General features: G+C 44.4%; 10 protein-coding genes. All 10 read left to right on the plus strand.

What is annotated here, in order from left to right; all coding sequences use genetic code 11:
* Positions 1-883 precede the first annotated feature (883 nt).
* The 10 genes from LZD49_RS34765 (at position 884) to LZD49_RS34810 (ending at position 15,075) form a co-directional block, all read left to right on the plus strand.
* Entirely contained in the window at positions 884-1,555 is a 672-nt protein-coding gene (locus tag LZD49_RS34765) for a T9SS type A sorting domain-containing protein (protein ID WP_234673163.1), read from the plus strand.
* A gap of 90 nt (positions 1,556-1,645) precedes the next feature.
* Positions 1,646-4,594 (plus strand): C25 family cysteine peptidase, encoded by a 2,949-nt coding sequence (locus LZD49_RS34770; protein ID WP_234673165.1) that lies wholly within the window; start codon positions 1,646-1,648, stop codon positions 4,592-4,594.
* A 250-nt stretch (positions 4,595-4,844) separates the two neighbouring features.
* A complete protein-coding gene (locus tag LZD49_RS34775) occupies positions 4,845-10,964 on the plus strand; it encodes an FG-GAP-like repeat-containing protein (RefSeq protein WP_234673167.1) in 6,120 nt (2,039 codons plus the stop codon).
* Between the two features lie 4 nt (positions 10,965-10,968).
* Positions 10,969-11,439 carry an SMI1/KNR4 family protein gene (locus LZD49_RS34780; RefSeq protein WP_234673169.1) on the plus strand — a complete coding sequence of 157 codons (471 nt, stop codon included), beginning with the start codon at positions 10,969-10,971 and terminating at the stop codon, positions 11,437-11,439.
* A gap of 619 nt (positions 11,440-12,058) precedes the next feature.
* Positions 12,059-12,817, plus strand: a complete 759-nt coding sequence (locus LZD49_RS34785) for a hypothetical protein (protein WP_234673171.1) — start codon at positions 12,059-12,061, stop codon at positions 12,815-12,817.
* Between the two features lie 105 nt (positions 12,818-12,922).
* Positions 12,923-13,192: a helix-turn-helix domain-containing protein gene (locus LZD49_RS34790; protein WP_234673173.1), complete on the plus strand. Its 270-nt coding sequence runs from the start codon at positions 12,923-12,925 to the stop codon at positions 13,190-13,192.
* Positions 13,189-13,512, plus strand: a complete 324-nt coding sequence (locus LZD49_RS34795; protein ID WP_234673176.1) for a hypothetical protein — start codon at positions 13,189-13,191, stop codon at positions 13,510-13,512. Before LZD49_RS34790 ends, LZD49_RS34795 begins: the two co-directional genes overlap by 4 nt.
* Positions 13,499-13,870, plus strand: a complete 372-nt coding sequence (locus LZD49_RS34800) for a hypothetical protein (protein ID WP_234673178.1) — start codon at positions 13,499-13,501, stop codon at positions 13,868-13,870. The genes LZD49_RS34795 and LZD49_RS34800 overlap by 14 nt, the downstream gene beginning before the upstream one ends.
* On the plus strand, positions 13,860-14,558 hold the full coding sequence (locus LZD49_RS34805) for a hypothetical protein (protein ID WP_234673180.1): 699 nt from the start codon (positions 13,860-13,862) through the stop codon (positions 14,556-14,558). Before LZD49_RS34800 ends, LZD49_RS34805 begins: the two co-directional genes overlap by 11 nt.
* On the plus strand, positions 14,551-15,075 hold the full coding sequence (locus LZD49_RS34810; protein ID WP_234673182.1) for a hypothetical protein: 525 nt from the start codon (positions 14,551-14,553) through the stop codon (positions 15,073-15,075). The genes LZD49_RS34805 and LZD49_RS34810 overlap by 8 nt, the downstream gene beginning before the upstream one ends.
* Positions 15,076-15,303: the final 228 nt, after the last annotated feature.

A 15,303-nucleotide genomic window follows, 5' to 3' on the forward strand; every position in this document is an offset into this window, starting at 1 on the left:
TCATCTCTGGCTTCGGGTGTGTCATTTATGCCAATGGGATCCCACTTTTCCCATAGCAGTTCATCAATGAATTTGTACAATTGATTTTGTTTCTCACTAAGTCTTCTAAAATTGGACATATCCTCTAAGTTATTGGTAAAATAGTAAAATCTCTTCACCACAACCACCTGACTCATTCAAAGGACTTACTGATTATTGCACTAGTTGTGCAACGGCCACGACCGAATTGTAAAACGGAGTAGATGCTCCATACTGACATGCCTAGCATCCGGCCAAAGGTAGATTAGCCTAAACTAGATAAAGCTGAAACTGAATTCACTTTTCCCAAAGCTGAGGGATAGCATCTGCTTTTTCCTTCGTCTATGATATTCTAACTTTCATCGATAAGTAGAATTAATTGGTCGAAAATGCGACATAACTCGCTTGTTTATCAAAGTAGTTGTTCGGATACTTACACTTACAAAGCTAGTATTCATCTCAACCTGAGTTAACTTACTCATCCCTTTATCAGTATATGCAGTATTTTTTCTTCTTTCCCCAGCCCACAAGTATTAGCTCCTTACTCCGATCTGCCATTTGTATCTCCCGCACAAAATCCCATCAGTGGTGCAACAAAACCTAGGTGCGGATCGCCTTATTAAGATTTAGGCTTCCTAAGGAATCATGATTGAGTTTCCATTTCAATCATTTTTAGTCCTGTAAGGTGAGCAGAATGATTGAACACCTCGTTTCTCGCAACAATCCAGCCAGGATAGTGTAGGCATTACATGAGCCTGTGATAGCTATTACCCGCAGAAGATTCTTGGGCATGTGACCTTCGCAATGGATACAAACTTGTACAGACCCGGTTCAGTAAAAAGATTTTTCACAAACCCAATAATTAATGAAACAATACTACCTTTTTGCAATATTGTGCATGGCGTGCCATGTGTCTTACGCACAGGAGACCGCAATCGCCATAGAATACGATGCGGCAGGCAGCCGCATCGTCAGAAAAAAAGCGGGGTCGCTTCCGGTCACACTCAGCCATTTCACGGCCGAAAAGTCAACCTTGAATGAAAACCATCCCTTGGCCCTCCTAAAGTGGCGAACAGCCTCCGAAACGAATTCAGACCATTTCGATATCCAACGTAGTGATGATGGTAAACAATGGATCGAAATTGGGTCCGTTCAAGCAAGCGGCGATAAGGCATCCGACACGGATTATTCCTTTACTGATTTTGCCCCCTTGGACGGTGAAAACCTTTATCGATTGAAAATGATAGATCAGGATAGGACTTTTACTTATAGTAGGATCCAGAGCCTGGATTTTGGCTCCCTAATTGTTTTTTACCCCAATCCGGTAAAAGGGAGGCTTTGGATCAAAGGCATAGTGGGCGACCAAAATGGCATCATAGATGTACAGGTTTGGGATACTGCCGGAAGACTGGTGCAGGAAACAAAAAGTTTGCCTTCTGAGGGAATCGATATGACTTTATTGCCCACCGGCGTATATACAGTCCGTGTAGTTAACCACAGTGGCTCAGTTACGGTTAAAAAAGTCGCGAAAGAATAGAAGATGCCCCTGCTGAACCCTGCATTGCAGCAGATTACTGGCTTAATGAAAACTTTAGTTGCAGGTGAAATAAGTATAAATTTTAAGTATATGAGACTAAAAAGCTTTACTTCTCTTTTCAGTGTGCTTTTACTGATTTGTTGCTTTGGCGCTCCCAAAGTGTATTCCCAGAAATGGAGCGGGGTAAATGGTAATGAATGGCTTGCCGGCAAATACGGAAAGACGTGGGTGAGGATTGGTGTGACAACAAATGGCGTTCACCGGATCGCAATTTCCTCGTTGCCTGCTGCGGTTCAATCCGCGGACAAGTCAAAACTGCAGTTATGGCATCGTGGTTCCCAGGTGAGATTACTCAAAGCCGATAACATCGAGATTCTCTTCTATGCGGTGACTAACGACGGTGTTTCGGATTCCTTATTGTATCGCCCTTCCAGCTCGCGCGTAAATCCCCATTTCAGTCTATTTTCAAGCCAAAGCGCTTATTTCCTTGTTGTTGGGGATGACAATGGGTTACGTGCAGCCGTTGAAAATACACCGGTCGATAATGGCGTTGCAGCATCTCTATTTCATAACAGGGTCGAGTTAAAGACTTTTCAAACCGAATATACCCATGCAAACTATTACTCCTATCGGCCCTCAATGAATAGCTATTATGAAGGTGGAAAAACAGGTACCGGCACAAAGATTCCGATTGTAGAGGGTCCGTCGAGTCCGGTTTATACAACTAATCCGGCATCACCAGTAGTAACCGGTACGGTAGCTTCCTCTTTTAGTTTCGCGCCAAAAAATGTACTAACAGGTTCTGTACCAAAGGTCAAAATGCTTTTAAGTGGACGCTATGGTAATGCAGAGGTTCAGATTAAGGTTGGAAAAACGACATCTACACTGAGAAATGTTACTATTGTAAACACATCTGATTTCGACCCGCTTGAGGTTAATTTTCATTTGGACCCGGCACTGGACTATGATGCAAATGGTGGCACATTCGGTTTCCAGAGTGTGGTTCCTTCATCCTATTTTTCTGTGACTTATTACACAATCTCATACCCTCAAACGATTGATGTCAACAATACCAACGAATTTAACTTTTCCGCTGCATCGGCTGGCTTAAAGTCAAGAATACCTATTTTAAATCCACCTGCCAGTCCGTTGTTTTATGATATATCTGACGCCGATAGCCCTCGGATAATTCAAGGTGCTGCGACCAACCTGATGGTAACGCGAAACGGTAGCCCATTGAAATTGCTGGTTACGAGCAGCACGCAAAACATCAATGTCTTGGCCACAAACATTTCCACAGTAACATTTCAGGAATTTAATCCAGCGTCATATAACTATTTGATTGTTACCGCCGATAATTTAGTCGCTTCCGCCCAGGCTTTTGCGACCTATCGTCAAAATGATTCTCCTGGCCAAAAGTACACGCCATTGGTTGTCACGATCAAAGACTTATACAATCAGTTTAACTACGGAGAACCTAGCCCAGTTGCGATCAGAAGATTCGTCGACCATATGATTTCCGATGGCAACAAATCCAAATACCTGTTACTAATTGGCAAGTCGGTTACCCGGCCTGGCAAAATGGTAAAAGAGATGCCAGGGGAAGTGCCTACCGCAGGTTTTCCCGGATCTGACCTGTTGCTTGTCGACGGGCTAACGGGCACGCCAGACGACGTACCTGCTATTCCGGTAGGCCGTATCTCGGCACTGACTGATGCCGAAGTAAATGGTTATTTGCAAAAGGTAAAGGATTACGAAGCGCAAACAAATATTGCATGGCGAAAGAATGTGATGCATATCAGCGGTGGAAAAACCAATTGGGAAATCGAGCAGTTCTCCGGATACCTTTCAGCCATCTCAGATTCTGTCACCAGCTCCCCTTTCAATGGGACTGTTATTCCTAAAATTAAAACGCTGACAGGCAACCAAGTCGAGCAGCTAAACATTTCGACCGAGCTAAACGGAACGGGACTAGGCATGATCAGCTATTTTGGTCACGGCGCGCCTTACAATACGGACTTGAACCCGGGCTACGTCACAGACCCCGCCAAAGGTTATAATAACACAATCAACTATCCCGTCTTGTTTTACAACGGATGTGGGGTAAACAATGTTTTCAGCGACCTTTTTGGTAGCGCCCCGAATACAAGTGCTTCCCGGCCGCTTTCACTTGACTGGCTTATCGCGCCTGGCAAAGGAGCAATAGTCGTTTTTGGAAATACCTGGGACAGTTACGCGATGACATCAAACGAGTATCTAGACCTATTGTACCCCAAAATCTTTTCCAGATCTGATAGTGAACGTGGAACAATTGGGCAAATTTTGAAAGACGTTGCTTTGCAGGTCAAACTTGCAAAAGAATACACTTACAATCCCGCAGATACCCTGCTGTCGCCTTACGATCCTGACCGTGCAAACGTCCACCAGGTACTGCTTCAAGGCGACCCTGCCTTGAGAATCCTGCTCAATGAGGCACCGCTTTCGATGGGTTTGGCGGCTTTCAATGCCAAACTTGCGGGAGAAAAGGTAGACATCGGCTGGAAAACAGCTCCAGAAAACAGACATAACCAGTTTGTCGTTGAGAGAAGCTACAATGGCCGCAATTTCGAGGAAATCGGATCCGGACAAGTCAGAATGGAGGGTGATGGGGATTCCAATTCGGGCGTGTCTTATGTTTTGACAGATTCGAAGCTTATGCCCGGAAAGATTTACTACCGCTTAAAGCAAGTTGATTTTGCCAAGGCTGGAGGTTCTGCCGGGAAAGTAGAAGAAAGACTTTCGCGGGTTGTATCTGTGGAGTTCGACAGAACGCCTTCAATCTTAATATATCCGAATCCTTCGACTGAATATTTCGAAATCAAGCTGGATGTTCCAACCAAGGTAAACAAATGGAAATTGGTCGATATCAACGGCCGGGTAGTGAAAGACAATGGGACCGGAAGCCGTGTAAATCTTACTAATCTTTCAGCCGGTGAATACGTTCTTGAAGTTGTCACAGTCAATGGCGATAAATACACCCGGAAGGTGGTCAAGTTATAATTGATATCTATATAGTGCGTCCCTAATATATAAGTTGTGTTAGCCTTCAAACTCACCAACATATTAATGTGTAAGCATTTTGATCGCAACAAAGTGCTTTCGATTTTCTCCACCATTATTACTTCGCGTTATGCTCTTCCATGGTATGACATGGACAGAATACTCCTGAACTAAGTCGTCTATCGTCTAAGATGATCCTGTTTTCATCAAATTTTTAAACTTAATATTCCTTCTAAATACAGATAAGAGGATGAAGAAAATTTTGCTGCTTGCCTTAATGGCCGTTGTCTCAACAATTGCGAGCTCTCAAAACATTACTTATACATCTTTGTATGATAGCACAACTTTCAATAGATCAATAGTAACAACTCTCCCGGTAGGTGCCACGGCAGGGGGAGGAAGTGTGACCTCAACAGGAGGTGCGGCTTATTCTATTCCAATTCCTGTTCCGCCAGGAACCAATGGAACCGTTCCGTCAGTGGCGCTAGAATATAATACCCAATCTCCTAGTAGCATCGCAGGTGTGGGTTGGAGCTTGTCTGGTCTATCTGCAATTACAAGAGTACCAAGGAATTTGTATCATGATGGGGCGGCTTCGCCAGTTGAGCTTTCTCTAAATGATCGTTTCGCAATCGACGGCGCAAGACTTATCTTAAAGACGGGAACATATGGCATAGCCAACTCGACCTATGGCTCCGAAAATGAAACGTTTTCCACCGTAACTGCCTACGGAGCGCAGGGTAATGGCCCATTGTATTTTAAATTAATTATCAAGGATGGGACTATCCTGGAATTCGGTAATACAACAGACTCTCGTTTTACAAGCGAGGCAGGAAATACTGTAATGGCCTGGCGTCTAAACAAAATCCAAAATCCTGATGGGAATTACATCGAGCTTGTTTATAACAATACGGATCGGGATCCGCGAATTAGCGAAATAAGATATACTGGGAACACAGCTGGGTCAATAATACCGTATAATAAAATAGAGTTTGCATATAAAATCAGGCAGGAAGTAGCGCCCGGTACCTTTTCTGATATTCGTACGGTGTATGAAGCAGGCTCTTCTATTGTAAGCAAATACTTGCTTGACAAGATTACCGTGAAAGCAGAAGGCGTAACAATCAAAACATACCAACTCGGTTATGGCAATGACAAAGTAAACTCATACTTGAAATCTATTCAGGAAGCAGGTGCTGACGGCTCATTGCTGAATTCCACTCTTTTTAAATATGGGAATGTACCAGTGGAGGAACAGACCTCGACAAGCACCATCCCTAGTGGTGCTAATATTGAAGCTTTCTCCGGTGATTATGATGGTGATGGTGTTCAGGATATTTTCTCAGGGACTTTTACCGTGACCGATGGCATCCGTTATTTTTCGAATTTTAAGATATACAAAAGAAATCAGGCGAATGGGTCTTATTCGTTACTGTCCGCTACCACTCTTGACGCCGGTTATACCGTAAGCATGGGAAGATATAAATATGATATTCCTAATAGCAGCAATCTATTGCAAGGTGACTGGAACGGTGATGGCTTGGACGATGTAATTGCATTGAATGTGGCGATTGTAGCATCTGGGAGCAACTGGTCTCTAAATAATATAAAACTCTATAAAAACACCAGTTCCGGATCGGCTTTCACCGCCCAATCAAGATCAATTGGAGGTAGAATAAATGCCAATGGTAATTACTTTTTCCCAGGCGATTTCAATGGGGATGGGGTGTCCGAATTTATCACCATTCTTGGCAATTCTTCCAACGTTTATACGCCAGTGATGCATTCCGACTTTATCGCTAACGGCACATCAACTACAATAACGAATCCCGTGCCATCATCCATTGCTTTGACAGATTGGGTAAATGCAAAAATAAGGGTTCTTGATTTTAACGGGGACGGTAAAAGTGATTTAATGCTAGTAGGCGCCACTACCTGCGAGATTTTTACCTTTAACGGTGGCGTCGCTACCAGGATCTATTCCGGCAACTTCCCACTCAAACAAGATAATTTGTATTTGGGGGATTTTAACGGGGACGGAAAGATTGATGTTATCAGTGCTTCAACGGATTTTGCAAGTGTGAAAAAAGGAAGCTCCAACGGAGTGACTTTCAATACAGTCACCGTTAGCTTTTTCTCACCCTGGCCTAGCAATCTCGATAACAATCCGGGTTTTTATGGAAACGAAATTTTGGTCGGCGATTATAATGGAGACGGAAAATCCGATTTTTATTACTCAGGGCTCAGACAGAAGACCATCCCAGTTACAGATGGGAATGAGGTACATAACTATTCATCAAGGGAACTGTATTATAGTACAGGAGACTCGTTCAAACAAAAGCAATTGAGTTTCGATGATCTCGTCCACACTGAGCACAACCTGGTTAATAATATAGTTCCAGAGGAAACAACCTACATTGGCCTTACACCCGCCGACCTAAATGGCGACGGGCGCACGGATCTGGTGTCTTCAGGAGGAAGCACCCTCTCATACAGATATTTCAATAAGGATGGCAAGGATAACCTGATCCAAAAGGTTTTAAATGGACTTAACCATACAACCGAATGGGAATATAAAAATCTAACGACTGGCGGCACCTTCTATTCCAAAGGAAATGGCACTTCAATATATCCTTTCAACGTCATCCAACCAAGCCTTAACCTGGTTTTTGAAGTCAGAAGCCAAAATGGGTTGGGAGGTAATTTTACTACACAGTATAGTTATGAAGGCGCGCGATTTCATCGCACAGGTCGGGGGTTTTTAGGCTTTACAAAGACAACTGTCACTGACGTGGCGATGGGCATTAAAACTATTTCTGAGAACGAGTTCAATACGACTTTCTATACAACAATTCCCAAAAAAACATCTACCTACCTATCTTCCAATAACTCTCTTATCAATGAGGTCACTTTAACCAATGTGGTAGTCTCGCCAGCCTCCAAACGTTTCTGGGTAAAAACAACAGGCATTTCAGAAAACAAAGCGTTGGAGGGAGCTATAATCACAACAACCAATGTTTATGATGAAGCAAACGGCAACATCACATCAAGTAACATGGTGTCGCCAGTAGAAACAGTCGCTACAAGCACCATCTACGGAGCCTATCCAGGTACTATCCTGAACAAGCCTACATCCGTAACTGTGACAAAGACTAGAGTCGGACAATCTCCTTACACGGCAACAACTACGTTAAGCTACAATCCTCAAGGCCAGCTCACTTCAAAAGTAGATTTTTCGGGTAAGTCCAAGGCTGTAACTACCAGTCATACTTATAACACTCTTGGAAATATCGAAACTACTACTACAAGCGCAATGGGACTAACTTCGCGCACAAATTCGGCTACTTTTGATTCAAAGGGTAGATATCCGGAAAAAACGATTGACGCACTCTCACAGGAATCGACTGCAATATACGATCCCAAATGGGGTAAACCGACCAGCTTAACAGGGATAGATGGCCTTTCGACAACGCATACCTATGATGGGTTTGGTAGAGTTAAGACAACAACAGTCAATTCAGATTATGTTGAGACAAATACTTTGTCATGGGATATATCGGGGAGCAAGGTCTGGAAACTGGCAACTACGTATTCGCAATCTGGGAGGGCAGCATCAACGCAATGGTTTGACGCACTGGGTAGGCAAGTGCGTACCGAAACAAAGGCCTTTGACAATGGTACAATTGAAGCAAATACGGTTTATGACGCGAAAGGGAACATATATAGCCAGGAACAGCCACACAAGACTAATGAGCCATATATAATAAACATCAACAGTTTTGATAATTTTAATAGGCCCAGTAGTGTAAATAATGGCGCCTTAGGCACCACTACTTTTGGTTATTCTTACACAGCAGGGAGTGTAACGGTAACAACTACTACTCCATCAGGAAAATCGTATAAAACAACTGACGTTGCTGGACTTGTAACTGAGGCGAACGACTCCGGGGGAACGTTAAGCTATACTTATTTCAGCCACGGCGGCCTAAAAGAAGTTAAGAATGAAGGCGTTTCTACTACAACAAGCGAGTATGATGAATACGGTCAACAAACAAAGCTATTCGATGTTAATGCAGGCACGACTTCATATACATACAATGCATTTGGAGAACTGGTCGGACAAACAAACCCCAAAGGAGGCGCTTACACCCTGAATTATGATGTGTTAGGTCGAATAACGACCCGGGTCGGCGGTTCTGGCACAGAGGGTACAACGACTACCGAGTATTACAATGAAACTACCAGCGGTACTTCGAAAGGTAAGGTCAAAAAAATTACGGGATTTGCCACCAACAATAATACGTTGTACGAGTATAACAACCGGGGCCTTTTGCAGAAGGTAACTGAGACAATAGATAATGTTTCCCACGTAACAAATTACACTTATAATGTTTACGGTGACGTTTTGACTACCACTTATCCCTCAGGACTGGTTATTTCAAATAGCTACACATCGAACGGTTATCTGAATACCATTTCTGGGGCTGGTACAACGCTGTACACAACATCAAGCATCAATGGGCAGGGGCAAGTAACCGGTTACGGCAAAGGAAATGGGAAGTCATCAACCATTTCTTATACCAACGGATTTGTAACAGCCTACACAACTGCCGCAGTGCAGGATTATCAGCTGGTTTGGGATTATCAAAAGGGGAACCTGACAAGCAGAAGGGACGCACGGTCTTCGGTTAATAGGACAGAAACTTTTCTCTACGACGAACTTGATCGTCTCACTAGTGCGAAAGTAGGTACGGGCACAGCCTTTACTGCAACCTACGCCGCAAACGGAAATATTAGTTCTAAAAAAGATTTAGGGGGATATCATTACGACAATCCCAGATTAAATGCAGTAACCGGTTTTGACAACCCGACAGGCGTCATTCCTGTACGTGATCAAAATATTACCTACACCGCATTTAACCAGCCAGACTCGGTAAAAGAGAACAATTTTATACTCAAATACACTTATGGTGCTGACTATAACCGCATCAAAAGTGAGCTCAAACTCAATACCACTGTTCAAAATACCCGGTTTTATTTCTCAGGTGGGTTTGAAAAAGACATTACTGGAACTACCACCCGCTATCTACAATATATTGCAGGCCCGGCGGGACTTGTCGCAATTATTGAGAGTATCGGTACGGCGCACACAGCTTACTACACCTATACTGATCATCTTGGTAGCATCCTGGTTACCACTAACGGCTTAGGTACAATCAAAGAAGAACAGTCTTTTGATGCATGGGGAAGAAGGAGAAATCCGGCAACCTGGCAACTGCTTCCAACAACAGCCACCACCATGAACGCCTGGCTAATCCGCGGTTATACCGGTCATGAACATCTAGATAAATTCGGGCTGATTAACATGAATGGGCGTCTTTATGATCCGGCTGTTGGGCGTATGTTAAGTCCAGATAACTATGTGCAAGAGCCGTTTATGACTCAAAGTTTCAATCGTTATACCTATGCGATGAATAATCCGTTGATATATACGGACCCTGACGGACATTTTTGGAACTTTGTCATTGGTGCAGCGATTGGGGGATTTTCTGGCTGGCAAATTGGTAAAGCCAAGGGAGCTCACGGCTGGGGTATGTTTGGCTACATCGCAGGGGGGGCAGCTATTGGGGCGTTTACTAGCGGGGCTTCTGAGGCTGTCTTAGGTATGTTTGCTGGTGCTACACCATCGTTAGCAACGGGTGCGGGTGCAACAGTTGGGGCGTATGCTGCCAGTGGAGCTGTCGGCGGGGCTATTTCTGGGATAGGATTTGCAGGACTTAGCGGAGGGGACATAGGCAAAGGGGCGCTATTCGGCGGCCTAATCGGAAGTGCAACTGGTGCATTAGGAGGCTACATTAAATACAACAACTACAGTGAAAATTTCAGAAACTATCTAAATGACCCTGATAATTGGGATGCACGTGTGGATGGCCCAGGTCCAAAAACCGGGCGAGCCAACATAAAAAATGGTGTTTATCTTAGTCCAAAGACAGGGAAACCCTTGGCCGAAGGGGCGGTCCAACCAAATTATTTCTTCGAAAGCATGTATATTGCCGGTAAGATTCTCCCAGCTTTTGGCATAGCAAGAACTTTAATTCAAGATTACAGGTATTTGTCTACTATAAGACAGCTTGGATTTAAAGAACTGCAAACCCTTACTAAAACATTTTCCCCTGAAATGAATACATTTTTTAAATCGGAAGGCGCTGCAACTGTATCAAGACGAGCACTACTTACGTATAAAGAATTGACAGTTAGAATTTTAAATTCAACAGGAGGAGCGCCAGCCGCGAAGGCAACGGAAACAGCCATTATTGTTCAAACTCAAAGGCTAAACATGTTAAATAAGGCACTTGCATTGTTTCAATAGAATCATGATTCAATTAAAAAAAGTTAAAGAGAAGTGGGAACTTGAGAGTATTAATAAAAATACTACGCCTACGACAGAAGAACTGGAGGGTTTCAAATTTGAAAATAATTTGTATATACCTGATGATCTAGAAGAATATTTTAAACAACTTAATGGTACTGGTGGCGAGTATACCGATGACCTTTACGAGTTCTATCCGGTTAATAAGATAAAGCAGGTTAAAAATGAACTCATAAATTGGAAAGGAGTACCCAATTACCATAAATTGTTAGGTATCGAAGAAGTAGTCGATCTGTATGTTTTTGCCAATTATAGTTTCAATTTATTTGTATATGCAATAAGACTCGGCTCGAAAAAATCACCAAAAAACGAAGTATATATCCTTTGTGGTGAAAAATATAAAAAAATTGCGGATACATTCTCGGAATTTCTTGATTTATACTTAGAGGATTCGATTGAACTACAATTCAGTTAGGCGATCTAGTTAGATGCTAATTCAAGAACTGTTTAAGGGAAGACTCGTGAATAAACGCCGATTCTACCCTTAAACAGTTCTTGAATTAGCATTTAGTTCGGGACTTTCTTCTAAAAAAATCACGCCTAGAATCAAATCCAAAAACTTTCGGGTATGGCCGCTTCCCAGAATCAACAGCGCTTATTCAAAACGGATATGTCGATTGGACACTTCTTGCGACTTTGAGCAACATTCAGAACGTTTGATCCTGAGAATTTGCGCTATCTAACCGCGACTTCGCATTCGAGATATAGGCATAACCCACAACCACTTGTAACTTCTTTCAAACACCTATGGCGAACCCGGTTGCGGTGCCAATTCTAAAATCTATTTGACAACCGAAAATTACATATAAAGGCTAGTCTGTCAACGACTATTGAACCAAAGACTATTTGATATTACATTTAAAGGTCTTTTAATCAATCATATTACATTTTAACGACCGCAAAATCAATCTGTTATCTTCATAAGCTACTAAGCTTGTAAGATGGCAAAGTGCCATCCTACCGGACTAATAGACCTTACCACCAATACTATTTGCATTTTTCCATAGCGACATGTAACTTATGGTTAAAAGACCATGCTACACTCCTATTTTAAAATCCGTGATCCGTGGAATTTCAGACCGCACAAGTTCGAAATCGGCACGCCGTTGATCAGGAGCTCTTTCCACGACAATCATTTCTTTTTAAAGCTTTACAAGCTGAGAAAAGACGATTTCTCTGACTTTTACAATTTCCATCTTCGGCACTACCTTCAAAATGCGTCAGGCGCTGAGAAAGATTTTCACAGTTACGTGTCTGATGTAGTTTCAACGCGGATAGCACAATTGAAGCTCGTAGACCCGTTCTCCAAAAAAGCGCTGCGTGCGAAAGCGCAAATTGAACATCTGAAAGCATTCCACCGGTTTCTCGATTCAGTCAACAAGTGGAACTCCTCACAAACTTTGGAGATGGTCATTGCAGAAAATAACAAAGAAATCCTCCGCCTCAAACAGCAGATCACCGAGCTTGAATATCAACTCCAGGCTCTCCGGCAATTCGAACCGAGCACCAAAATCGATATTCGCGACAAACACCTCCCAACCTTCGTTCATCTCATCCATCAACTGCAAGATCTAGTCCTCTATGACGAGCGAAGGCTCTTGAACTTTCAGGGACAGAGTGCATGGTATAAGCTCGTCAGCAAATATTTCACGCATGACCGCAAGCCAATTCCGATTGAGACGGCCCGCAACTATTTTCCCGTCCAGAAAGAAAAGACGAGCAAAGCCATCGACGTGCCTAAGGATTTGCAGCTATTTGCAATCGTGCTGACCGGTTCAAAGCCGGGTAAGTGATGACCAGCTGCTAAGTTTGGTCATTGGAACCAGCCTCCCCGAGTTCATTTTTGCAAGCAGCCGGCAGCCTTTATCCGGAATGTTTCACAATAAAGTTGCAGAAAAATGAATGTAGAGATGATCACCAGGGAGGATCTGCAAAACCTGAAAAATGAAATCGTTGCAGAGCTCAAATCAATCCTTTCACAGCAAAAGCCCTCGGAGGGCACCTGGCTCAGAAGCGCGCAGGTAAGGAAAATGCTGAGCATTTCACCAGGCACTTTGCAGAACCTTCGCATCCAGGGACATCTTCGGTTTACTAAGGTCGGTGGATGCTTCTTTTACAGTCAGCGCGACATCGCTGCCATGCTCACCCAAAACGGCTCGGGGCGATGAAAAGGCTCAGTCATGCAAGCACCGCCATGGACATGGCGGTACTTGAAGCCGTCAAATCCGACGTCCGGCTGAACCCTTATCACATCAGCCTTTACACCGCGCTGCTTTACTACGGTAACGGAATCCAAAAGATCCCGTTTCACGCCAGCCGCAGGAAACTGATGGGCTTTTCCAGGATCAAATCCGGGGCGACCTACCATAAGTGTTTGCGGGAGCTGGTTAGCTACGGCTACCTGAGCTACGATCCTTCCTTTCACCCGCAACTAGGTAGTCGTATAGTGCTTACCGGAACAACTGCTGCCTCCGATGCTGATCGATGAGAAACTTCTGATCGAGCTCTTCGAGCAGAAGGACCGAAAACGCAGGGAGGCGTTATTTGAGCTTTTTCCAGGCGAGCTACTTGCCAGGCTAACGCGGGCAAGGATCGCCGCTCTGATCAGCTCCAAACTAGGAAGGCCGGGACTTATCACAGCCGAAGATGTGCGTTACTGCCGGTTTTACTTCAAGAGCAAGAAAACCGCGAGTACTACCAGGCCCGTGGAAAAACCGAAGCCGGATCAATCCCCAGGCGCTGAAAACAATCAATCCAGCGCTTTTAAAGTAACCGATCCGGATCAAATCAAGCTACAAGACCAATTCAAATTCGAATCAAAATTCGCTAAGAAAAATGAAACGTGAACTGCATTTTATCGTCCAGGCCAAAGGCGGCGTAGGCAAAAGCCTGCATACCTACCTGAGGGCGCTTTCCCAAGCGGGCAGCACTTCCCTTTTTGTTGACCTTGACAGCTCGACAAAGACATCATCGAGGCAACTGGCCTTTTTGGGCCAGGACCGCTTCGAGGCCTTCTCCCTGCTTGACAACCGCGAAAGGTTGATGCGGGACCTTTTCATCGGCTATGTGGAAAGCCTAGCAGATAGCCCCTTTGATAAAGTGTTTATGGACTTCGGAGCGCCAGAAAGTGAACAGTTACCCGCTTTAATCACCCGCGATATCGATTTAAAGGAATGGTGTGACGAGCTGGGCATTAAGGCTATATTCCACATCATCATCGGTGGCGGCGGGGCGTACCTGGCCAGTATTCAGTTTCTGGAAAAGATGAGAGCAGCATTAGGATCAAAATTTGAAATTGTGATCTGGCAGAACCTTTTTGGCTTTGCCCAGTTTCCAGGTTTGTCCCGCGAGCTTGAAGACAACTGCTTTGCGCTATCGCTTGACCTGAGGCGTTTTGGCGACTTTGAGCCTGCATCGCTTTTGGGCGGGCAGATACTCGACGGTATCCGGAATGGTTACGCGCTGAGAGACTACCCACCGGGCGCAAGGCTCAGACTGAAAAAGGAACTTAAAGAGAATTTCAGCGATGAATAATGTCGAGCCAAACCGCCTTACCCAGACCAGGGGCAAGTATGCAGCCAAATATGGTCATGAGATTGATGACTGGTCAGCCCTATTTTTGACCGAAACCCAGGAGCATTTCCAAAGCCTGGAAAATAGGGTCGGCAAATCCATTGCCGCCATCGACCGTGCAGCTTCGGAGCTAAAAGGCAGAAAACAGCACTTGCAGTTTCAGGACCGGGCGCAGGCACTGTTCTACGGTTTAGGTGTAAGCGGTCCCTATTCCATTGCCAGCATAGTCGTATCAGTCTTGTTTTATGTTTTAATACGCCATGGACAGCAGTATGTGCAGCAGCAAAGGATTTTGGAGCAGTACCCAAACGCCCCCGCTTACAGGCTGATCATCCAGCATGGAAAGATCATCGAGCAAGATGGCGCGTTGTACCTGCAGCTAGTTCCACTGCCTAAAAAGGGTGAAGTCCAAATCGGCAAGCACTACCTCTATGATTCCCAGGGGAAGCGTGTAATGGTACCGCTCGGCAGCCAGTAAAAGTGTGTTTTCTTGCGAATTCTCGAACAAAAGCGCACAGGTTCTGCTGCTTTCGAACGGATTCAAACACTTTCAAATAATCCCGATTTTCTTAGGACGATTGCAAACACTTGCAAACGGTTACGAACATGAGCGGTGGTTTTCGCCACAGCCAGCTATCGCCGGTACGTCGCAAAATGCGACTCCCCGGCGGGCTGGCCATGGGGAAACCCCCTGGACCCCTGCTAT

It is taken from the genome of Dyadobacter sp. CY261, from assembly GCF_021440085.1.
Taxonomy (GTDB): Bacteria; Bacteroidota; Bacteroidia; order Cytophagales; family Spirosomataceae; genus Dyadobacter.